Consider the following 21104-nt stretch of genomic DNA (forward strand, 5'->3'; position numbering starts at 1 on the left):
TTGAACATTAACTGGCTCAATCGGATTTAGCGTTTTAAAGTGAAATGACTTTTAAACACTCTTCCATCCTCTAAGGTAACATGAAACCAATAATCGCTTGAAGGCAAAGGAAACCCATTATATGTTCCGTCCCAACCAGGACTAACAGGGTCTAATTCTTTTAACAATTTACCATAACGATCAAAAATATAAATAACACTTTGAGGCTGAAATTCTTCTGAAAGACCATAAACTTGCCAATAATCGTGGTAACCATCATTATTTGGTGTGAAAAACTTTGGAAACCCTATTACCGAAATAAGCTCATCTACAATACCACATTCGTTTTTATCTCTTACATATATGGTATGCAAACCTGCATCTACATTATCAAATACATTGCTGTCTTGGTAAGGACCTTCAGGATTATCTATTGCATATTCATAATCGCCTTCACCAGATACAAAAACAGTAACCATATTGTTTTGTGTGGCATCAATAACTTCTATATTGTCAAAAGTAGCAATGTTTGATGGTAGTACAGTAATGGTTCTATCTTTATAACATCCATCAGTATTTATAACACGCACAGTATAAGTTCCAGGTTCGTTAACTTCAATTGTAGTGGTGGTTTCACCTGTTGACCATTCGTAGTAATAATTATTAGGTAAATCATCAATAAGACCACCTGTTAGTGTTATGGTTTCAGGGTAAAAATTAAGGCAATATATAGTTTCTGCTTCGGTTTGAATATTTGGAAGTTCAAACACCACCAATTCTACTTCACTTATTCCATAGCAAGCATTTGAATTTTCAACTCTAGCATAAATTGTTTGAGAATAAGCTATAGTATTAGTAAATGTATTTGATAGTACATTTGTTTCTAGCAACGCATCTTCATAGGTTTCGTAATAGCTAAGTTCCAAGTCATCAGGTAAACCACTTAAGACAGCTTCATTGGCATCGTTTAATGTAAAAGCATAAAAACCATCTTCAGTTCCATCGTCATCACATGCCTCTATTGTAGTGTTGTTTGCTGAAGTTGTGCTGACTTCTAATGTAACTTCAGCAATGTTATAGCAACCAGTAATTTCATCGGTTACTTTGGCATATACCAATTGAGGGTTGAAAAAGTTTTCAAACGCATTACCATCAATTTCATTTGTATTGCCTTCGGCATCATTCATTGAAAGATAGTAATTTATAGTTCGGTTCGCTGCTCCTGCAGTAATATCATCAAAAATCTGATTAATATTAAAGATTGTAAATCCTTCAGGAATACCATCTTCATCACATTGGATTATGGTTGAATTAACAACTTCAGGAGCATCGTTTACCATAAAAGTAAAACTTCCAGTACTGTAACAATCAGGATTGATGTTATTTTCAATTCTAACAAAAATATTTTCACTGTAAGGCGTTGTATTAGTGTAGTCTGTATTTAAAGCGTCTGAATTATCGTCAGCATCTAATTGCGAGGAATGAAATGTTATGGTGTATAAAGCTGGATCTTGACTACCATAAATGTCAGTGTACAATGTTGATAAATCGAAAGTTGTTATACCATCCATTACATTTCCTCCAAAATCTTCATCACAAACTGTAATATCTTCTAAAGTTTCTATTTGTGGTGTAATAAATACTTCTATAAAAAACGAAGAGGTTGCATAACAATTAGGATTAGATGCATTATCAACACGAACAAAAATTTCTTGTGGATTAGAAGTGTTGTTGTACAAACCTATAATTTCATTTTCATTATTATCAGCATCTTCTTGAGAAGCATAATAGTGTACATTATATTCAGTAGCATCTTGCGTGTCTAATGCTTGTGCATCTTGTTGTGTGAAGTCAAAAGTTGAAGTTTCAGTAATGTCACACATCACCATATCGTCTGGTTGGCTTGCAAATGGAATGTCGTGGTAACTTACAATAGCTTCACCTTCAATAGGACATTCACCATTGTTAGGTTCAATAAATACTTCATAAAAACCTGGTGTGTCTACAAAAAGCTCAAAAGTGGTCTCAGTAAGCGGTACACCATCTTTAGACCAATTATAGGTTGCTCCAGCAACGTCTTCGGCAATAAGTGTGTAACTATCACCATCGCAGAGTAAAAGTTCTGTAGTGCTTATCCCATTTTGAATAATATCTATTTGACTATTAAAAAGCGATTGAATAAAAGGTGGTAAGCCTATACGACTTAAGTTTTGAAAGCTGCCATTAATATCTAGTAAAACACCTGTTTCGTTATAACCAGCTGCGTTTCCATCAGCTTCAGGGTTTTGAATCACTCCAATATGTCTTCCAGTTCCATTTATATTAGCAAAACTAACTTGAGCCCTGTAAATTCTTTTATCTAACCCAAGTTGTAATGCGCCAGCACTAAAAGAATTTGACGAATGAATAACTGTCATTGAACCAGGAATATCTGTGCTTTCAAGATCCCATTGTAATACATGGCTAGAGCCATTACCAGCAATACCATCGCTAATGGTTGCATATACTTTTCTATTTTCAGCCGAAAACTCAACACCATAAGGACTATCATTATTTTCTTGACCAAAAAGTGTTAGTGGGTTAGAAACCACACCTGTGTCATTATCAAAATCGAATAAGTAAACACCACCACCTGTTTCGCCTTGAAGCACAGTAGCAAACCCATGATGTGCCACTGCTAGTTTTGTGCCATCAGGAGATGCTTTTAAGTAACCTAAAGCATTTCTTCTATAACCTTCGGCAGGAACTACAGGTCCTACAGTGGATACTACAGGAGTAGTGTTAACACCGTTTTGGTCTACTTTAAAAGCATAAAATTTATCTACAAAATGAGTAATTACCCAAAAGGAGAAGCAATCATCAGCTTTTACAGCGGTTATTTTTTCAGAACATTTAAATTCAGATTCGGTTTGGTTTGTAGTGTCATAGGTAATTAGAGGAACGTTTTTTTCTAATGGGTCGACATCACCTAAACCTCCTTCTAAAGTCATATCAACCAAAGAATACATTAAACCATCATTTACACCATCTCCATCTTGTTGGTTAGGAAATGCTGATGAATTAAAATGATGAGGCTCATCAACAGTAAAAATATAGTACTGATTTAAATCTTGAGGTTTTGGTACTATCAATCCAGAAGACGTACTAGAATCATCACCTTTAAGTCCTGTTCCAAATGCTTCACTTGCGTTGGGCATTGGTAAATGATTGGCATTCCAAATGGTTCTACCATCAGAGTAAAACAGTAAATTACCATCAGTATCAGAAATGGATGTACAACCTTCTAAAGTGTTTAATTGTCCATCGGTAACAGCTGTAACAGTACCAGTAGTTGTGTTAAATCTTAAACCTGCATTTTTTCCAAAATACCAATTTGCAGCTTCGTTTTGGGAGTACATATTTAATGTACAGTAAATGCTAAAGCAGAGTAATAAGATGTTCTTTTTCATGAAATATTAGTGATAAAGCGTTTGTATATACAACAAGTTAAAAACTGAAAATCCTATTAAAACTTTAGAAATTTAAAGTTGAGTTAACAAGAAGTATATACAAATACTGAATCACTAAAGATATTACAAATCTCGCTTTTTTAATAATCTGTACGATAAAAAGACAAATAGAGCAGTCCAACCTATTACAGTAACAATTTCATACCAATGCACTGCATAGTCATATGCGATTTCGGTCTTTTCAGGAAACTTTGTCATTACTATACGTTGTACTGGTTGGTCAATAAGTTTGTACATGGACTCTAGCGGTAAAAAGTTTTTTACTTTAAATGCTGAATCTGCTGTTCCTAAAACTTCATAAGCTCCCCAAAAAATTAACCATTCAACAATATAGAGTACAAATAAAAACCCTAAAGCAAAAGCTGAGCGTTTTACTAGCATACCAAAGAATAAACATAGACTAAAGAATCCTACTAATTTCACGAAATAGGCGAGTAAAAATTCAGTTTCTCTAAAAACTATAGAGGCTTCAGTATAGCTAGAGTAGTACATACCTATACAAAACGACGCCAAACCAATAAGTAATGTTGCTACTAGAGAAAAGAATACAATAGTGTAGAACTTTGATAAGATAAACTCTTTTTTACTTAGTCCATCAATAAGGTTTTGTTTTATGGTTTTGTTGCTGTATTCATTACCTATCATACTTACCACAACTATTGCAAAGAAAAACTTGAATTGCGATGCGAAAAATGTGGTAATGTGCCAAATGATAGGGAAGTTGAAAATACCAAGTTCACCTAATTCTAAAGTGAAAAATCCGAAAAAGTTTATTTTAATTGAAGATAATACGAGTACTGTAAATGGCAGGATGAACGATACAAAAATTAATACTTTGCTTGTTCGGTTTAGCCAAAGTTTCTGTAATTCTAAATTTATAAGTCGTAACATGGATACTGTGTTTTTTTGATTGATTTTGATTAGTTGTTGTCTGTTAATTGTAAGAACTGTTCTTCCAAACTTTCTTTACGTTTTACCAAGTGTGATAACACAATTCCTTTTTCAAACATGAGCTTGTTAAAGGAAGAGGCATCCATTGGTTGGTTTAAAAACGCAGTAATTAATCCGTTATCAATCTTTAGTTTACCAAAAGAAGTATCGCTTTCAAGTAGTTTAACCAATTCATCTTCTTTATCTGTCTTCAACTCAAAAAAGCCATGACTGTTAATCATTTCGTCAACACGACCAGAGTATAGTTTTTCACCTTTTCTAAGTACTACTACATGAGAGCACACTTTTTCAACTTCATCTAAAAGGTGAGATGCTAAAAGAATTGTAGTGCCATTTGAAGCAATTTTTTTTATAATCTCTCTAATTTGATGAATTCCTTGAGGGTCAAGACCGTTGGTAGGTTCGTCTAGTATTAATATTTCAGGATCGTTTAACAATGCTGATGCGATTGCTAAACGTTGTTTCATACCCAAAGAGTAGGTTCTAAATTTATGGTCTTTTCTGTCTAGTAAACCAACAATTTCAAGCTTTTCATCAATTTTTGCATAGTCAACACCTTTAATTTTACACACCAGTTTTAGGTTTTGTTGTGCAGTCATATAAGGGTAAAAATTAGGACGCTCAATAATAGCGCCTACTTTTTTAAGTGCTTCGTGTGTAGATGTTTTACCATCAAACCAGCTAAATTGTCCTGAAGTTCTATTAACTACGTTAAGTACAATACCTAGAGTGGTTGATTTTCCACTTCCGTTAGGTCCTAAAATTCCGTAAACATTACCTTTATTTATGGTAAAAGAAAGGTCTTTTACAGCAGTTAAATAGCCAAATTTCTTGGTGAGATTGTTGATTGTTAATATTTGTTCCAAAATATAATATGATTGATTAGTTAAAAATATGACGAGTATTACCGCTTATTGTTACATGGTATTTTATAAAACATTAAATTAGTAATGATTTTAAATGCTATGGACGACTTAAAGATATCGAAAAAGAAACCATCTTACCCAATAAATAGTAAGTTACATAACTATTTACAAGACTATAACAGGAATATTCGCTTACCTATTTTTTATGAAGACCTATTGCGTTTTCAAGGTTCGGTAGTGGTTTATGATAAGAATGACGAAGACACACTTTGGATTCGTGTGTACTATAACGAGTTTGAACGCGAAGAAATAGATTTAAGCTTAAAGCGTGTGTATTCTATTTTAATTTCTGATGGTAATGAAAGTATTTTTAAGTACCTAAGTGTTGATGCTATTGACTTTTGCACCTTCGGGAACTCAAAGCCTTTTAGAGTAAAAATTAGAAATATACTCAACGATAACTACACCTATTTTTATGTAAAAAAAGCCGATGCTTCTCGTGTGTATGGACTAGAGTTTGAGCATATGCTTTCACCTTATAACCTTAACTTTTTAGTTTATAAAAATACATTGATAGAAGAGCATATTGCTGGTATTCCTGGTGATGAGTTTATTAAAAACATGTTGCCAGAATGTACTGCTTCTGAAAAATCGCAAATAGCTAAAGAGTTTGTAAAGTTTAACGAACGTTGTATGATTAGATTACTTGGTGATATGAGATCATACAACTATGTAATTGTACCAACACACGATTTTGATCATGTGGTTTTTAAAATTAGAGCTATCGATTTTGACCAACAGAGTTATGAAGGTAAGTTTAATGTGTACAGGCCCCAATTTTTTAAAGAGAATTTTAAAATGGTAGAGTTGGTGCGCGAGAAAATTCAAAAAGAATCTATTGAGCAGTATAAAATTGAAGAACGCTCAATTGTTGCACGTCGAATGATTAGTTATCATGATAGAATAGTGGAGTTGCTAGATTGTATGCAAGACGATACAATATCAATTCCTGAGCATATAAAACTGCTTCGAGAGCAAATTTATGATTATACACTAGATATTGAATTTAAGAAGAGTAAAACAATGGGAGACATTATGAAAAACGCTCTAGCCTTTGTAAAACGAAACTATCAAGGAATGAACATGAAAAACTTTTTCTAGCCTATTGTTGGTTGTGTTTTGACTAAATTCTGTCAATTCGAGTATATCGACGTTTATAGTCGATATGTATCGAGAATAAGAATTTTAGTCTTTTTTAAATAGTTCTCGATACGGTTTTTCTATCAAAAACCACTCGAACTGACTTTTTGAAATTAATTTGGTTCAATCAATGGTTTTTTCTAACAAAAAAAGCATCCCAAAGAGGATGCTTTTAAATTTATATTTTCAACACTTATATTAGTTTACAATAGAGCTTACCAATTGTGTAAGTTCTTCAGTTGTGCCATAGTCAACAGTAACGTTAAAAGTGTCATCGCCTTCAACAGTAATAGGTAAACTACCAAACTTTAAATAGCTGTTTTCATCAATAGTAATTGCAAGCAAAGTTGCATTTAAACCAAGAGGAATTGAGCCAGCATAAGTTTCTAAAGCAGTTTCAGCATCATTTAAACTTGTAATCATAACAACTGAAGGAAAGTCTTCAATAAACATCCATACTGTAGTTTGAGAGTAATCAGTAACATCAGACACTGAAACTTCAAACTGAGTTGCCGTTTCACCAGCCATATCATAAAGCACATCACAGTTTGATAGACCTTGTTCTAGTCCAAAAACATTAAAATATCCTTCACCAAACCAGTTTTCGTTGTTTCCGTTTAAAGTCCAGTTTACAACTTCTCTACCATCTTGTGTAACGACAGATCCTACGTAGTAATCCATATCAGTCAATCCTAAGCCAGTAGTATCTGTTTGAATAGTCATTTGCGCTTGAATGTTAAACGGATTTGCATTTACAGGGTTTCCGTTTTCATCTTCAAAGGTTAAGTTAAAACTTCCTCCTGTAATCAATAACTGACCGTTGCTTGAGGTTTGCACATTGTTAAGAAACATTTTATCTAATGTAAGATACTCTGATAATTTAGCGACAACAGGAGAGGTAATAACATTGTTATCATCATCAGTAAATGTATTTGGTCCAATGTTGAATATTGTACCATCGTCTCCAGTAATTACTGTAGCAACAGATGGGTCTGTAATGTCATGAGATTGAGGTTCTTCTTTTAAAGCTTCAACTAAACTAGAGAGTGATGTGTAGGTATCAGCAGGAATGTTGTTTTGGTTGTCATCATCATTGGTACAGTTAAGTGCCAATACACCAATACATACTAGTAATACTAATTTAAAAATAGGTTGCTTTTTCATAATAAATAATTTAGAGTTATACTCTTTAGATGAAAAAGTAACCGAATGGTTGCGTAAAAAATTTAGGAAATTGGAAAATTAATTCCAGTTTTCATCAAAATCTAGACTCTCGTAGTCGTCAATATCAAGGTCGTCATCAAACTCATTAAAGTCATCAAAATCCTCAGCTTCAAAGTTTTTGTCAGGTGCTTGGTCAGGGATTTGTCCATGTACAAACATAAGGTTAGGGTAGTCAAAACCTTCAGCTTCATCAACTATTTCAGCAAGCTCTACAAAAAAGGTCCACATACTCAAAAAGTCATAGACGTAAATCAATTTGGTTTGCGCTTCGTGTACCACATCGTTAATTAATGTTGTGTTCATTAATTTTACTGGGTTTACACCATCACTCATATCAAACAAAGAGATTTCTTCACCTTGTTCCCAAGTATCGTTACTTAGGTAAAAAGAAGCCATTTCAGAGCCATCAAAACCAAAAGATTGGGTTATAATGTTATGAAGGTCTTCTAGTGTGTCATCTTCACGAATTTCTAAATCACGAAATACGTCGTCTTCTGTATCGTTGTCAAGTATTATTCTAAATCTGTAAATCATAAATGTTCAATAATGTGCAAAGTTACAAAGTTTAGGCTTTGTTTTTAGCGTTTGTAGCTTCTAATATTAAGTAGAATTGAATTCCAAATAATATACTAGCTAATATGAGGTGTAAGGTTTGTGAACCAAATGGAAAACTAAAGTTTGCCATGGCAATTCCTGAAGCAATTTCAACCAATAAAATACCTAATACCCAATATACTTTTTTGTAATGCAATTGGTGTTTTTTAAGTAGTAACAATAAGTAGCCATTAACTAATAATACAAGTATAGAAAATGACCTGTGAATATAAAAACTTGTGGTAGGATTGTTTAACCAGTTTGAGGCATTGCCTTCTCCTAGAGCTTTTATTTGATGGTCTACAAATTCTCTTACCTGAGTTCCTAAAACTACCTGAATACAAGTTAAAGCTAACGCTACAATTAATGCGTTTTTAAATTGTGTGTTGAATGTAAAGGACGTGTTACTTTGTTTGGTTTTAAAGATTATGTAGAGCATTACAGCTACTATTGCTAATGCCATTACCATGTGAATAGTAATTTTTAAAGGTGCTAAGTTTGAATCGACTACGGTTTTTCCTAACCAAGCTTGAAAGCCCATTGCAAAAACAGTAAAAAACGATAGAAGCGTAATACTTTTGTTGCGTTTCCAATACCTTAAAGATGCAAATGCCATGACTAAAGTTGCTAAGCCAGCAAGTGCACCAAATAATCTATTAATGTATTCAACCCATGTGTGAGTTGGATTAAATACTGCATAATCATGTTTTGTATAGGTGTCCCAATTGGTTTTTATAAACTCATTGGAAGACGTAAAACTACTTTTAGCTACTTGTAAAGTTTCGTCAACAATAATAACTTGACCTTTTTTGTAATCGTGGTTAGCATGCCATTCCAATTGAACCTTTTCAGTAGGAGGAATGTAGTATCCAAAACATTTAGGCCAATCAGGACAACCCATTCCGCTACCTGTCATACGTACAACAGCTCCTGCTATTATAACTAAATAGGTTAGGACTAAGGTTACTTTTGCTATAGTATTGAAATGTGTTTTCATTTTTGAATTGTTAAACCTAACTGTACACCTCTATCTAACATTAATTGATAAGCTGCTTCATATTCATTAGGAATTTTACCATCAAGAATAGCTTCTTTAATGGTCTCTTTAATCATTCCTATCTCTTTAGAAGGCTTTAAGTTGAAAGTTTGCATGATTTCTTCTCCTGAAATAGGAGGTTGAAAGTTTCTTATATGGTCGCGTTCTTCAACTTCAACTATCTTTTGGCGAACAATTTTAAAATTGTTGTGATATTTTTTAAACTTTTTAGGGTTTTTGGTGGTAATATCAGCTTCACAAAGCGTCATTAAATCGTCTACATAATCACCAGCATCAAATACCAAACGACGTACTGCCGAATCGGTAACTTCTTCATTTGCCAACACAATAGGTCTAGAGCTCATTAATACCATTTTTTGAACAAATTTCATTTTGTCATTTAATGGCATTTTAAGTCTTTTAAATAAATAATACACCATTTTTGAACCTTCAAACTCGTGACCATGAAAAGTCCAACCCACTTTTTTACTAAAGCGTTTGGTAGGTGCTTTTCCTATGTCGTGTAATAATGCAGCCCAACGTAACCATAGGTTGTCGGTATATTTGCTAATATTATCAACAACCTCAAGAGTGTGGTAAAAATTATCTTTATGACGTTGTCCTTCAACTTCGTCAATACCTTTTAAAGCGGTTAGTTCAGGTAAGATACGCTCTAACAATCCAGTTTTTTCTAAAAGTAAAAAACCGATAGAAGGTGTTTTGCTTTCCAAAATCTTGTTAAGCTCAACAGTAATGCGCTCGTTAGTTATAATTTGTATTCTATGACTGTTTTTAGAAATGGCTTGCAAAGACTTTTTTTCAATTTCAAAATCTAATTGTGTTGCAAAACGTATGGCACGCATCATTCTTAAAGGATCGTCACTATAAGTGATATCAGGATCTAAAGGTGTTTTTATACACTTGTTCTCTAAATCGGTTACACCATTAAAAGGATCTAGTAATTCACCAAAATGTTCTTGAGATAAATTAAGCGCTAAAGCATTAATGGTAAAATCACGACGGTTTTGGTCGTCTTGCAAGGTGCCATTTTCAACAACAGGATTTCTACTGTCTTCGTTATAACTTTCTTTACGAGCTCCTACAAATTCAACTTCAATATCGTCATAACGCAACATAGCAGTACCATAGGTTTTAAAAACCTGTACTTTTGGGTTGTTAGGAAGGTTTTTAGCAACTTGTTTAGCAAGTTCTATTCCGCTTCCTATAGCTACAATGTCAATATCTTTTTTTGAATCTCTTTTGAGTAGAAAATCTCGTACATAACCACCAATAACGTAGCTATCTAAATTAAGTTCTTTAGCCGATTGGGAAACAATCTCGAATATTGGGTGTTGAAGTGCTTGCTTGTAATTCATACTCATATAATCTCAAACACCAAATGCTGTTATTTGTAGAAAATTATTTTCTTATAACTTCTACAGCACCATCGTTACTTAATTTAATAATTGCAGATGGTTTTGATGCTGATTTTACATTTTGCAAATTTACAACATAGTCCACACCTTTTAAAATGTCTTCGCTTATTTCTTTAAACGATTTTGGTGTAGGTTGTCCACTAATATTAGCAGATGTTGAAACAATAGGTCTTCTAAGTTTTTTAACCAATGCATTGGCAAACCCTTTACGAACAACTCTTATGGCTAGTGTATTGTCTTTTGGAATTAAATTTTCAGCAACACGCAATGGTCTGTCGTAAATAATTGTAGTAGGTTTTGCAGCGTATTTTAAAATATCATAAGCTACTTCTGGTACATCTTCGATATATTGATTGAGCATCTTAAAATCGTTAACTAAACAAATCATAGCCTTACTTTCGGCACGTTGTTTAAGTTTAAAAACTTTTTCAACGGCCTCGTAATTGGTAGCATCGCAACCAATTCCCCAAACCGTATCTGTAGGATAAAGGATAATACCTCCTTGTTTTAAAACTTTTAGTGCTGAGTTAATTTCATCAGTCATGTTACTTAGATTTTAGTTTATAAACGCCAATACTCTTTTTGAAAATTTTGCTTAACACTTTGTACTTTACGATAATGCGGTTTTTTAAACTCAATTTTCTCCATTGGCTTTTATCAATGGCATTATTTAATATAGTGTTGCTCATTTCATCAGAAAGAATAAACTCCTTTGATAAGTTTTTCCAGTTTATATTTCCGTAACCATTAAAGTTGTTTATTTTGTTTTTGTCGTGTATTATAGCTATCCACAAGCGTTTTTTTGTATAGTACTTAATACGTGTTTCATTTTTCCAATCGGTATGACTATTATGCCAAATGGTTTTAGGGTTGTTGTTTTCTTCAATTAAGCTTAAAAAAGGATTGAAAATATGCTCCTTTTTTCCGAGCATTATTTGAGGTTTTATTTGTAAGGAGTACCCTTTAATAACATCAATAACAAGATATTTTTGTGAATTAAATTGGCTTTGAATTTCACTAATAAAATCTTTGTGTATAGCATCGTCATTGTCAATTCTGGTTGAAATGATATGATTTTTGCCTTGCGACATTTTAGAAACTATAGCGTTTATTGAACTTTGAAATTTTGCCATACCATCGATATATTCCAATCGAATAAAGTCATGGTCTTTAACCAAATCATTCAGTATGGTTTTATAATCAGATTTTGTTGCTGTATCAGCAAAAATTAACCAAGTAAAGTTTTTGTTGGTTTGATTAACAACTGATGGTAGACAAAAACTTTTAAACAACCATATGCGTTGTTCCATCCAAGAGTCATTGAGCAATAACTCATTGTTTTTTGTTGTGGTCCAATCAGGATTAGTAAGGTTAAATCTTGTGATTAAGAAATGCTCAAACATTGGTGTTATAAGTTTAAGTAATTAAATGCTTTTTCAGCAAATGCATTATTAACTGTTCGACATTCTTCTAGAACTCCATCATAGGATTGAAGTTTGTTTAAATCGTCTTTATAGTTTGAAAAGGTTGAAATAACAGGTTGGTATTTAAAATCGTAAAACTTGGTTGAATTAGGAAACACCATAACTTTTTTATTGAACAACATTGCCCAATACATAGCATGGTAGCTATCGGTTAAAACTATGTTTGATGAAGCTATAAACTCAACCATTGCTTCAAAAGTGGAGTTGTTTGCTATACTTTCAAAGTCTGAAAATTTTGAAATAACCTTTTTGTTTCTGAGTGTTTTTTGATGAAAAACAATACCAATTTCTCTAGTTTCATCAAACGAAGTATCAAAAATAGGATGCATACAACTTACACAAGGTACCCATTCTTCAGTCCTGCCATAATCTCTAACACCTACTAAACCGTAATTGCTAGGTGTAATATTGTATTTAATTTGTTTTCCGTAAAGTTTTGAGCTTTTGCTATTATGACCAACTCCCCAAAACACAATTTTTTTATCGGTTTGAGATAGTTTTTCAAGCATATTCATGTGCATGTTAAAACCTGGTCGGTTTAGCAATCCACCTCCTCCAATAATAAGAGCATTTTCGCAAATAGTCTTGTGCCAATTGTCTCTAACGCTATCGTCATTATTTTTGTAATCAAACAAATCGAGAGCTTTTCCTTTTAGTTCATCAAAGTAATGATGAGGTGCACAGTAAAAGTCGCCAACATTGTTTGGGTCTAATCTATGTAGGTTAACAACATCGTTATTGTGTTGATACGGATTGGAAACTATTCGCTCAATAACTTCTTTTTTATTGCGCGCTCTCTCAAAGTGAGATAGTTTTTTCTTGAAAAAATTAAGGTAGCTCATACAATTGGCAAAGTAAATAAATTATATAAAAGTATTAAACACTTTATGATTATATGTTACTTTTATACTCTTATATAAAAATACGAAATTATTGAGCAGGTTTATGGGAATTACAATAGTATTGGCAGATAACTCAAAATTGAATAAGGAAAAAGTTCTTAAGGCAATTGATAATTTTGACCACGAAGGGAAATTAATAGGTTACGGTTCTAGAAATAAAATTAAAAAGATAACAATTGATGATGTAGAGTACAATATTAAGTCCTTTAAAAACCCTAATGTAGTTAACCAAATTGTCTATCGTTTTTTTAGAAAAAGTAAAGCTGAACGTTCTTTTTTATACGCGAAGCAGTTGCTTAAAATGGGTGTTTTAACACCAACTCCAGTAGCATTTGTAGAGTATAAATCTATTTTTACATTTGGAAGAAGCTATTACATTAGTGAGCAGTTAAAATATGATTTCACTATAAGAAAACTTATTGATGAGCCTAAATATGAGGATTACGAAAACATATTAAGACAATTTACTCAATTTACCTATGACTTGCACGAAAAGGGAATTCATTTTTTAGATCATTCTCCAGGAAATACACTTATAAAAAAGACCAATTCTGGTTATGAGTTTTATTTAGTAGACCTTAACCGAATGGATTTTAAAACACTTAACTATCAAGAGCGTTTAGCTAATTTTGCACGCTTGTCTCCAAAAGATTATATGTTAGATATAATAAGTGATGAGTATGCTAAACTAATGAATAAGCCTAGTGATGAAGTTAGAGAACGCATGTACTTTTACTCTCAAAAATTTTCTTCAGGGTTTAAAAAGAAAGAAGCTTTTAAAAAGAAATACTTTTTTTGGAGGAAGAAAAAACGCTAACGATTTTGCTTGTATAGGCTGCGTAGTTTTGAATACTTTAAAAAACGCGTATTGGCGGTTTGTACTGAAATGAAAAAACCATTAAATCCATCTAAGAATCCAAGTTTTAAAAAGTAAGATTGAAAAAATGCCCAAGTTGGATTAAAAAGTATTTTATATAAAGGTGCTTTTTTTCCTAATTTATAATAGGCTTCAGCCGAAATTGAGGTAAATAATTCTACTTTTTTATTGTACTCCGAGTAGGTGTTATAATTCCAATGCAGTATGTCTCCTTTTAAAAAACCTACCTTATTGTTTTTATCAGTTAGGGCAATTCTATCATGCGGATTAATACCAGACCATTTTGCTTTTCTTCGGTCAAAAACACGCAATTTTTTATCAGGATACCATGTTGTGTACTTTATCCATTGACCACAAAAACAATTTAAACGGTTGCTGTAATATCCATCATATTTCCAATTCGATTTTACATCTAAAATAGATTGTTGCAACTTATCAGATAGGGCTTCGTCACCATCAAGAGAAACAATGTAGTCATGTTTTGCTTGCGCAATAGCAAAGTTTTTTTGTTCGATATAGCCTAAAAACTTCTGTTCAATAAACCTTACGTTAAATTTTTCGCAAATAGCTTTAGTGTTATCAGTCGAAAACGAATCTACAACTACTATTTCATCAACTACATTGCTTAACGATTGAAGACATTCTTCAATTTTGCGTTCTTCGTTAAACGTAATTATTACACCAGATAGTTTTATCATTTAAAAAATATTGATGTTGTAAAAGTACGTATTTTGTAATTATTCAATAGCCATATCAATAGTTTTAAAACCCCTTTTTCAAAATATAATGTATACTATTTGCTTATATTTGCACCAATTAATTATACAAGAAAAACCCAATTAAATGGCATTTCCTAAAATAACAGTTATAATCGCTACGTACAATAAAACTGATTGGTTAGAGAAAGTACTTTATGGTTATAGTGTGCAAACCTATAAGGATTTTGATATTATAATTGCTGATGATGGCTCTACTAATGAAACCAAAGAGCTTATTGATAGGTTTAAAGCAGATTATCCTGTAGAAATCACTCATGCATGGCATGAAGATAAAGGATATAGACGCCAAAAAATATTAAATGAAGCCATTGTAATGGCAAAAAACGAGTATATCCTATTTACTGATGGTGATTGTATTCCAAGAGAAGACTTTGTAGAAACGCATGCTAAATTTGCTGAAGAAGGGTATTTCTTATCTGGTGGTTATTGCAAATTACCAATGGATATTAGCGAAACCATAGCTGAAGATGATATTAAATCAAAACGTTGTTTTGAAGTAAAATGGTTAAAATCTCAAGGAGAACTTAACTGGAAAAACAAGTTGAAGCTTTCTGCTAAAAATGGATATGCTGATTTTATGGATAAGATAACACCAACAGGAGCAACATTTAATAACTGTAATTCTTCTGCTTGGAAAACCGATTTAATTGCCATTAATGGTTATGACGAACGCATGCAATATGGTGGGCCTGATAGAGAATTGGGAGAACGCCTAGTTAATAATGGAATTAAAACAAAGCAAATACGCTACAAAGCCATTTGTTTACATTTGGATCATGCTAGAGGTTATAAAACGCAAGAGTCGCTAGATCGTAATTTAGCCATTAGAGCTAAAGTGAAAAAAGAAAACCTAAAGTGGACTGAGTACGGAATTAAGAAAGGTTAATTTAATTGTTTTAAAAACGTTTTTAATTCTTCATCAAAACACGTTGGTTTAAATTGAGAGTATAATTCTGCAGCTTTAGATTTTAATTCCTTAGGATGTTTTATGTTTAAATAAGGCTCTTGATTATAATCTTTTAAGTGAACCGAAACATGGGTTTTACCATCGTCAAACATATTCCAAGCTTCTTTTTTTATCCATGGAGAAAATATAGTAAACGTTGGAATGTGTAACGCTTTGGCCATATTAATTGCACCACCTTCGTTACCTATTAAAGCATCGCAATGAGAAGTTATTGCTAAAAAATCTCTCAAGCTTTTTCCAAACACTTCAAAATAGATTTGCGTTTTGGTTTGAGCATTACACAACTCATAAATAGCTTTGGCGTCAGCTTCTTGCTTAGGGATATAATTAAATAATAGTTGAGCTTCAGGTTGCTCATTAACAATAGTATCTATCGTTTTTGCCATATACTCAAAAGGATATGTTTTGGAGCTACCACTTCCCAAAACGCCTATCATGTATAAAGGTTTTTCTAAGCTAATATCATGACCGAGTAAAAAGTCTTTAGCGTTTTGCTTTTCAGAATCAGTAAGATGAATTTTTGGTCTAACAATATGTAAAGAGTCAATTCCTAAAGGCGTTAATAATTGCAGTCTGTTTTCTATAGCTAATCCTGCATTAGTATCAGCTTTCAATTTATTTTTAAAAAGATGATTGTAAATTAATGCGTTAGGACCTTTGTCTAATGAAATTCTGATTTTAGCTTTCGTAAAATAACTTATTATATTACTAGATATTTTAGAGTAAACATCTATTACAGCATCATAATGTTCCTTTTTTAGCTGTTTCGCAAATTGATATAGTTTTAGCTTGCTTTTTTCGAGTTCGGGTGTAAAAAAATGAAACTTATCAATAAAAGGATGGTTTTCAACAACAGGATAGGTGTGAGAGTTGATAACATAATGCACTTCAGCATCAGGATATTTTTGCTTTATAGCCTCAAACAAAATGCTTGTTGCCAAAACATCACCTATCATTTTTTGTTGAATGATTAAAACTTTCAAACTTTAAGTTTTCTAAAAATCATTAGCAGAAACACTAACTCAGTTTAAATTTACACAGCAACGTCGTACTCTCTTAAAGCATCATTAAGAGAAGTTTTCTTATCAGTACTTTCTTTACGCTTACCAATTATCAATGCACATGGCACTTGGTATTCGCCAGCAGCAAATTTTTTGGTATAACTTCCAGGAATAACAACTGAACGTGCAGGAACAATACCTTTCATTTCAACAGGTTCATCTCCTGTAACATCAATAATTTTTGTACTCATAGTCAGTACAACATTAGCACCAAGTACAGCTTCTTTTTCAACACGAACGCCTTCAACAACTATGCAACGACTACCAATAAATGCACCATCTTCAATAATTACAGGAGCAGCTTGTAAAGGTTCTAAAACTCCACCAATACCAACACCACCCGAAAGGTGAACGTTTTTTCCTATTTGAGCGCAACTACCCACTGTTGCCCAGGTGTCAACCATAGTGCCTTCATCAACATAAGCACCAATGTTTACATAACTAGGCATTAATATAGTGCCAGATGAAATATAAGCACCATGTCTTGCTACAGCATGTGGTACTACTCTTATGCCTTTTTCAGCGTAGTTACGTTTTAAAGGAATTTTATCATGAAACTCAAAAATACCAACTTCTAGCGTTTCCATTTGTTGAATAGGGAAATACAATACCACAGCTTTTTTAACCCATTCGTTAACTTGCCAACCGTTAGCGGTAGGTTCGGCAACTCTTAATTCTCCAGCGTCTAGTAAGTTAACTACTTTTCTAATGCTGTCAATTGTGTTTTGGTCTTTTAAAAGTGCTCTGTCTTCCCAAGCATTTTCAATAATGGTTTGTAATTCTGTCATTGGTATAATTTAAGTTTTAAACTAGCTACAAAGATAGTTCTATAATTTTAAGAGAAAAAAATAAAAATAATATGTGACCTATCCGTTTTGTGTGTGTCTTAAAAATGATTAATGAGTGGTTTTGTTTAGTTAGAGGGAAATTAAATCATCAGTTAATTAATAGCTAATTATTTTAATAACTCTTCCTTTTTATAAAGGGAGAGTTTTTTATTATGTTACCTTTGCAATCAATATGGCAAGAATTTTAGCAATAGATTTTGGTACTAAAAGAACAGGAATAGCTGTAACTGATGAGTTGCAAATTATAGCTTCTGGGTTAACAACTGTTGAAACTAAAGACTTGTTTGCTTTTTTAAAAGAGTATGTCTCTAATGAATCTGTAGAGCTATTTGTTATTGGAGAGCCTAAGCGTTTAAATAATGAAGCCTCTGAAAGTGAGGTAGCTATTAAACCATTTATTGATAAGATTAAGAAGACTTTTCCTGATATACCATTTACAAGAGTTGATGAACGTTTTACTTCTAAAATGGCGTTTCAAACCATGATAGATAGTGGGTTAACTAAAAAACAACGAAAAAATAAAGCCTTAGTAGATGAAATTAGTGCTACAATAATACTTCAAAGTTATCTATATTCGAGATAAAATAGGGCTGTAAAGTGTATTTTATCAGTAAATTAAGGTATTTCAACTAAATTATTTTAGGCATTTGCTCCTGAGATATATGTTTGGCTTGGTAATTATTTAAAACCCCAAACTATGAAAAACAACTACTATTTATTTTTATTACTTATAATAGGCCTATTTGGTTTTAATAAAGTAAACGCGCAATCTTGCCCTCCAACAGGATTCTCTAATGGATCTTCATTGTATTTCTTTTATGACTCAGGAACTTCTCTATGTGAGAACAGACCAACTACTGTAAATGTAGGAGCTAGTGTTTTTACACTATCTAGTTGTGATGACGAGTATTCTATTTATGGATTAACATCTGGAGACCCAGTTGCTCCACCAAACACTTTTACTGCTGATTTTGGTTATGCAACTTGCGAATACACTGACGGAACACTTACTAACGAAACATTATCGATAAAACAAGTTGAAGCAATTTTTAATTCTTTAAGAGTGTTTCCAAACCCAGTAACTACTGGAAATACATTAAACGTAAAGTTTCAATCTAATGTTTCGGCAAGTATTAATATATATTCAGTAACAGGAAAACTGGTTTTAGCTGAAAATACTGATAACTTAAGTGTAAAACCTTTAAGTATTTCTAATTTACCTAACGGTATTTATATGGTTCAAATTACATCTAACAATCTATCTATTTCAAAGAAGGTTGTAGTAATGAGATAAAAAAAATTCAAACTCAAATATTAAACTCCTTACCATGTAAGGAGTTTTTTTGTGCTTAAAAACTTCAAAAAAGGCATAAGAATTGTATTTTTGCATCCGAAAATAAGAATTTATGATTTTACCTATTGTTGCCTATGGCGATTCTGTTTTAAGAAAAAAAGCAGAAGAGATTACTAAAGATTATCCTAATCTTAATGAACTTATTGATAATATGTACGATACTATGTATGGTGCGTATGGTGTAGGTTTGGCAGCACCACAAATAGGGTTGCCAATACGTTTGTTCTTGGTAGATACTGAACCGTTTTCAGAAGATGAATCGCATACTGAAGAAGAAAAGCAACAATTAAAAGCTTTTAAACAAACTTTTATAAACGCTAAAATTTTAGAAGAAGAAGGTGATGAATGGGCTTTCAACGAAGGTTGCTTAAGTATTCCAGATGTAAGAGAAGATGTGTTTAGACAACCAAAAATAAAGATACAATATCAAGACGAAAATTTTGAAACACATGTCAAAGAGTTTGATGGTTTAATTGCGAGAGTTATTCAGCATGAATACGACCATATTGAAGGTGTTTTATTTACTGATAAGTTATCGTCATTTAAAAAGCGACTTATAAAAGGAAAGCTAGCTAACATATCAAAAGGAAAAATAAAGATTGACTATAAAATGAAGTTTCCTTTAATGAAAAAGAAACGTTAATAGTTTTAATTCTTATTCACAAAAAATTATATTTGCCCACAACAAAAAAAGCCTGTTTAACACATGAGTTTAGATAAAATTCTTTCTATTTCTGGAAAACCTGGATTATTTAAAATAGTAACGCAAACACGTGGAGGATTAATTGCCGAATCATTAATTGATAAAAAAAGACTATCAGTTAACATACACAGCAATGTAAGTGTACTTAGTGAAATAGCTATTTATACACTATCAGAAGAATTGCCACTATACAAAGTGTTTCTTAAAATAAAAGAGAAAGAAAACGGGCAAACTACATCAGTAAGTCATAAAGATGGTAAAGATGCTTTAGAAGAATATTTCTTTGAAGTTTTACCAGACTATGACGAAGATAGAGTATATGCAAGCGACATAAAAAAGATTGTACAATGGTACAATTTACTTCACCAACACAACCTGTTGGAAAACCTTGAAGCTCTTGAAGATTCAACTTCTGAAGAAGAAGAATAACAACTTACATTTTTTGGTTAATATGTTTTAATAAACATGTAGTAATACATGCTTTACTAAATAGCTATTAATCGTATTTTTGGGTCTTAATATCATCAAAACATGACAGATAAAACCCAACAACTAAAAGCATTTGAGCGTTTGTTAATCATTATGGATGAGTTGCGTGAGCAATGTCCATGGGATAAAAAGCAAACTATGGAATCCTTACGACACCTAACCATTGAAGAAGTTTATGAGTTAGGTGATGCTATTTTGGATAATGATTTAGATGAAGTAAAAAAGGAGCTAGGTGATGTACTTTTACATATTGTATTTTATTCAAAAATAGGAAGCGAAACCAACCATTTTGATATTGCTGACGTTTGTAATAGCATTTGCGATAAGCTTATTGATCGTCATCCACATATTTATGGAGATGTAAGTGTCGATAATGAAGAAGATGTAAAACGCAATTGGGAACAGTTAAAACTAAAAGAAGGAAAGAAAAGCGTATTAGAAGGTGTTCCAAGAAGTTTACCAGCAATGGTAAAAGCGAGTAGAGTACAAGATAAAGTTGCTGGAGTAGGTTTTGATTGGGAAGAGCCTCATCAAGTCTGGGAAAAAGTTGAGGAAGAAATCCAAGAATTGAAGCATGAAGTAGATAGTGGAAATAAAGAAAATATGGAGAACGAGTTTGGAGATGTTTTATTTTCTTTAATAAACTATGCAAGGTTTTTAAAAATTAATCCTGAGAATGCTTTAGAGAAAACCAATAAAAAATTCATTAAAAGATTTCAATATTTAGAAGAAAAAGCGAAGTCACTAAACAAAAGTTTACAGGACATGAGCCTAAGAGAAATGGACGTTTATTGGGAAGAAGCAAAAAAAATATAACTTTTTTTTAGGTTGCGTAATCCAAACAT

21 protein-coding genes are annotated in these 21104 nt (G+C 32.3%); 8 read left to right on the top strand and 13 right to left on the bottom strand.

Translation table 11 applies throughout. From position 1 onward, the window contains the following. Positions 1 to 26: 26 nt before the first annotated feature. The 3 genes from ACQ0RB_RS06790 to ACQ0RB_RS06800 form a co-directional block, all read right to left on the bottom strand. Positions 27 to 3428 carry a T9SS type B sorting domain-containing protein gene (locus ACQ0RB_RS06790; RefSeq protein WP_430497414.1) on the bottom strand — a complete coding sequence of 1134 codons (3402 nt, stop codon included), beginning with the start codon at positions 3426 to 3428 and terminating at the stop codon, positions 27 to 29. A 123-nt stretch (positions 3429 to 3551) separates the two neighbouring features. Further along, positions 3552 to 4379: an ABC transporter permease gene (locus tag ACQ0RB_RS06795; protein WP_129760413.1), complete on the bottom strand. Its 828-nt coding sequence runs from the start codon at positions 4377 to 4379 to the stop codon at positions 3552 to 3554. Positions 4380 to 4408: 29 nt separating this feature from the next. Next, the gene (locus tag ACQ0RB_RS06800) at positions 4409 to 5305 is read right to left on the bottom strand and encodes an ABC transporter ATP-binding protein (RefSeq protein ID WP_430497416.1); all 897 of its coding nucleotides are present in this window, start codon (positions 5303 to 5305) and stop codon (positions 4409 to 4411) included. An 84-nt stretch (positions 5306 to 5389) separates the two neighbouring features. Between ACQ0RB_RS06800 and ACQ0RB_RS06805 the strand changes: the two genes are divergently transcribed. After that, positions 5390 to 6466 carry a hypothetical protein gene (locus ACQ0RB_RS06805; protein ID WP_370450272.1) on the top strand — a complete coding sequence of 359 codons (1077 nt, stop codon included), beginning with the start codon at positions 5390 to 5392 and terminating at the stop codon, positions 6464 to 6466. A gap of 237 nt (positions 6467 to 6703) precedes the next feature. Here ACQ0RB_RS06805 and ACQ0RB_RS06810 read toward each other — a convergent pair whose 3' ends face one another. The 7 genes from ACQ0RB_RS06810 to ACQ0RB_RS06840 all read right to left on the bottom strand — a co-directional run bounded on the left by ACQ0RB_RS06810 (position 6704) and on the right by ACQ0RB_RS06840 (position 13121). After that, positions 6704 to 7669, bottom strand: coding sequence for a hypothetical protein (locus ACQ0RB_RS06810; RefSeq protein ID WP_430497418.1), 966 nt, complete (start codon positions 7667 to 7669; stop codon positions 6704 to 6706). Between the two features lie 78 nt (positions 7670 to 7747). Beyond that, complete coding sequence (locus ACQ0RB_RS06815) at positions 7748 to 8263, bottom strand: IS1096 element passenger TnpR family protein (protein WP_131507752.1); 516 nt, start codon at positions 8261 to 8263, stop codon at positions 7748 to 7750. A 31-nt stretch (positions 8264 to 8294) separates the two neighbouring features. Continuing rightward, positions 8295 to 9320, bottom strand: coding sequence for a COX15/CtaA family protein (locus tag ACQ0RB_RS06820; protein ID WP_430497419.1), 1026 nt, complete (start codon positions 9318 to 9320; stop codon positions 8295 to 8297). Then, on the bottom strand, positions 9317 to 10735 hold the full coding sequence (locus tag ACQ0RB_RS06825; protein ID WP_430497421.1) for a CCA tRNA nucleotidyltransferase: 1419 nt from the start codon (positions 10733 to 10735) through the stop codon (positions 9317 to 9319). Before ACQ0RB_RS06825 ends, ACQ0RB_RS06820 begins: the two co-directional genes overlap by 4 nt. 43 nt (positions 10736 to 10778) lie before the next feature. Further along, on the bottom strand, positions 10779 to 11339 hold the full coding sequence (locus ACQ0RB_RS06830) for an L-threonylcarbamoyladenylate synthase (protein ID WP_129760419.1): 561 nt from the start codon (positions 11337 to 11339) through the stop codon (positions 10779 to 10781). A gap of 1 nt (position 11340) precedes the next feature. Continuing rightward, on the bottom strand, positions 11341 to 12198 hold the full coding sequence (locus ACQ0RB_RS06835) for a glycosyltransferase (RefSeq protein ID WP_430497423.1): 858 nt from the start codon (positions 12196 to 12198) through the stop codon (positions 11341 to 11343). Between the two features lie 5 nt (positions 12199 to 12203). After that, complete coding sequence (locus ACQ0RB_RS06840; protein WP_430497425.1) at positions 12204 to 13121, bottom strand: polysaccharide pyruvyl transferase family protein; 918 nt, start codon at positions 13119 to 13121, stop codon at positions 12204 to 12206. Between the two features lie 103 nt (positions 13122 to 13224). Here ACQ0RB_RS06840 and ACQ0RB_RS06845 point away from each other — a divergent pair, with 103 nt between their 5' ends. Beyond that, the gene (locus ACQ0RB_RS06845) at positions 13225 to 13998 is read left to right on the top strand and encodes a lipopolysaccharide kinase InaA family protein (protein WP_430497427.1); all 774 of its coding nucleotides are present in this window, start codon (positions 13225 to 13227) and stop codon (positions 13996 to 13998) included. Here ACQ0RB_RS06845 and ACQ0RB_RS06850 read toward each other — a convergent pair. Further along, positions 13995 to 14756, bottom strand: a complete 762-nt coding sequence (locus ACQ0RB_RS06850) for a glycosyltransferase family 2 protein (protein WP_430497429.1) — start codon at positions 14754 to 14756, stop codon at positions 13995 to 13997. The genes ACQ0RB_RS06845 and ACQ0RB_RS06850 overlap by 4 nt on opposite strands. 145 nt (positions 14757 to 14901) lie before the next feature. On the opposite strand from ACQ0RB_RS06850, the gene ACQ0RB_RS06855 reads away from it, so the two are divergent. Further along, complete coding sequence (locus ACQ0RB_RS06855; protein WP_131507737.1) at positions 14902 to 15723, top strand: glycosyltransferase family 2 protein; 822 nt, start codon at positions 14902 to 14904, stop codon at positions 15721 to 15723. On the opposite strand, the gene ACQ0RB_RS06860 is transcribed toward ACQ0RB_RS06855, so the two are convergent. Both ACQ0RB_RS06860 and ACQ0RB_RS06865 read right to left on the bottom strand, forming a co-directional pair. Further along, a complete protein-coding gene (locus ACQ0RB_RS06860) occupies positions 15720 to 16787 on the bottom strand; it encodes a glycosyltransferase family 9 protein (protein WP_430497431.1) in 1068 nt (355 codons plus the stop codon). The genes ACQ0RB_RS06855 and ACQ0RB_RS06860 overlap by 4 nt on opposite strands. Positions 16788 to 16837: 50 nt before the next feature. Beyond that, positions 16838 to 17653: a 2,3,4,5-tetrahydropyridine-2,6-dicarboxylate N-succinyltransferase gene (locus tag ACQ0RB_RS06865; protein ID WP_262732628.1), complete on the bottom strand. Its 816-nt coding sequence runs from the start codon at positions 17651 to 17653 to the stop codon at positions 16838 to 16840. Between the two features lie 232 nt (positions 17654 to 17885). On the opposite strand from ACQ0RB_RS06865, the gene ruvX reads away from it, so the two are divergent. From ruvX to mazG, 5 genes are all read left to right on the top strand, one after another. Next, the gene (gene ruvX, locus ACQ0RB_RS06870; protein WP_430497433.1) at positions 17886 to 18296 is read left to right on the top strand and encodes a Holliday junction resolvase RuvX; all 411 of its coding nucleotides are present in this window, start codon (positions 17886 to 17888) and stop codon (positions 18294 to 18296) included. A gap of 114 nt (positions 18297 to 18410) precedes the next feature. Then, entirely contained in the window at positions 18411 to 19007 is a 597-nt protein-coding gene (locus tag ACQ0RB_RS06875; protein WP_430497435.1) for a T9SS type A sorting domain-containing protein, read from the top strand. Positions 19008 to 19119: 112 nt separating this feature from the next. Continuing rightward, positions 19120 to 19710, top strand: a complete 591-nt coding sequence (def, locus tag ACQ0RB_RS06880; protein WP_129760429.1) for a peptide deformylase — start codon at positions 19120 to 19122, stop codon at positions 19708 to 19710. Positions 19711 to 19773: 63 nt separating this feature from the next. Then, on the top strand, positions 19774 to 20199 hold the full coding sequence (locus ACQ0RB_RS06885) for a DUF5606 family protein (RefSeq protein WP_129760430.1): 426 nt from the start codon (positions 19774 to 19776) through the stop codon (positions 20197 to 20199). Between the two features lie 102 nt (positions 20200 to 20301). After that, positions 20302 to 21075, top strand: a complete 774-nt coding sequence (gene mazG / locus ACQ0RB_RS06890; protein WP_430497438.1) for a nucleoside triphosphate pyrophosphohydrolase — start codon at positions 20302 to 20304, stop codon at positions 21073 to 21075. Positions 21076 to 21104: the final 29 nt, after the last annotated feature.

Origin of the sequence: Gaetbulibacter sp. PBL-D1, assembly GCF_050509525.1 — a bacterium.
Taxonomy (GTDB): domain Bacteria; phylum Bacteroidota; class Bacteroidia; order Flavobacteriales; family Flavobacteriaceae; genus Gaetbulibacter_B; species Gaetbulibacter_B jejuensis.

Bases quoted from the DNA above. Each gene is read 5' to 3' on its own strand.
- ACQ0RB_RS06790 (WP_430497414.1), bottom strand. From the start codon at position 3,428: ATGAAAAAGAACATCTTATTACTCTGCTTTAGCATTTACTGTACATTA.
- ACQ0RB_RS06795 (WP_129760413.1), bottom strand. From the start codon at position 4,379: ATGTTACGACTTATAAATTTAGAATTACAGAAACTTTGGCTAAACCGA.
- ACQ0RB_RS06805 (WP_370450272.1), top strand. From the start codon at position 5,390: ATGATTTTAAATGCTATGGACGACTTAAAGATATCGAAAAAGAAACCA.
- ACQ0RB_RS06810 (WP_430497418.1), bottom strand. From the start codon at position 7,669: ATGAAAAAGCAACCTATTTTTAAATTAGTATTACTAGTATGTATTGGT.
- ACQ0RB_RS06815 (WP_131507752.1), bottom strand. From the start codon at position 8,263: ATGATTTACAGATTTAGAATAATACTTGACAACGATACAGAAGACGAC.
- ACQ0RB_RS06820 (WP_430497419.1), bottom strand. From the start codon at position 9,320: ATGAAAACACATTTCAATACTATAGCAAAAGTAACCTTAGTCCTAACC.
- ACQ0RB_RS06825 (WP_430497421.1), bottom strand. From the start codon at position 10,735: ATGAATTACAAGCAAGCACTTCAACACCCAATATTCGAGATTGTTTCC.
- ACQ0RB_RS06830 (WP_129760419.1), bottom strand. From the start codon at position 11,339: ATGACTGATGAAATTAACTCAGCACTAAAAGTTTTAAAACAAGGAGGT.
- ACQ0RB_RS06835 (WP_430497423.1), bottom strand. From the start codon at position 12,198: ATGTTTGAGCATTTCTTAATCACAAGATTTAACCTTACTAATCCTGAT.
- ACQ0RB_RS06840 (WP_430497425.1), bottom strand. From the start codon at position 13,121: ATGAGCTACCTTAATTTTTTCAAGAAAAAACTATCTCACTTTGAGAGA.
- ACQ0RB_RS06845 (WP_430497427.1), top strand. From the start codon at position 13,225: ATGGGAATTACAATAGTATTGGCAGATAACTCAAAATTGAATAAGGAA.
- ACQ0RB_RS06850 (WP_430497429.1), bottom strand. From the start codon at position 14,756: ATGATAAAACTATCTGGTGTAATAATTACGTTTAACGAAGAACGCAAA.
- ACQ0RB_RS06855 (WP_131507737.1), top strand. From the start codon at position 14,902: ATGGCATTTCCTAAAATAACAGTTATAATCGCTACGTACAATAAAACT.
- ACQ0RB_RS06865 (WP_262732628.1), bottom strand. From the start codon at position 17,653: ATGACAGAATTACAAACCATTATTGAAAATGCTTGGGAAGACAGAGCA.
- ruvX (WP_430497433.1), top strand. From the start codon at position 17,886: ATGGCAAGAATTTTAGCAATAGATTTTGGTACTAAAAGAACAGGAATA.
- ACQ0RB_RS06875 (WP_430497435.1), top strand. From the start codon at position 18,411: ATGAAAAACAACTACTATTTATTTTTATTACTTATAATAGGCCTATTT.
- def (WP_129760429.1), top strand. From the start codon at position 19,120: ATGATTTTACCTATTGTTGCCTATGGCGATTCTGTTTTAAGAAAAAAA.
- ACQ0RB_RS06885 (WP_129760430.1), top strand. From the start codon at position 19,774: ATGAGTTTAGATAAAATTCTTTCTATTTCTGGAAAACCTGGATTATTT.
- mazG (WP_430497438.1), top strand. From the start codon at position 20,302: ATGACAGATAAAACCCAACAACTAAAAGCATTTGAGCGTTTGTTAATC.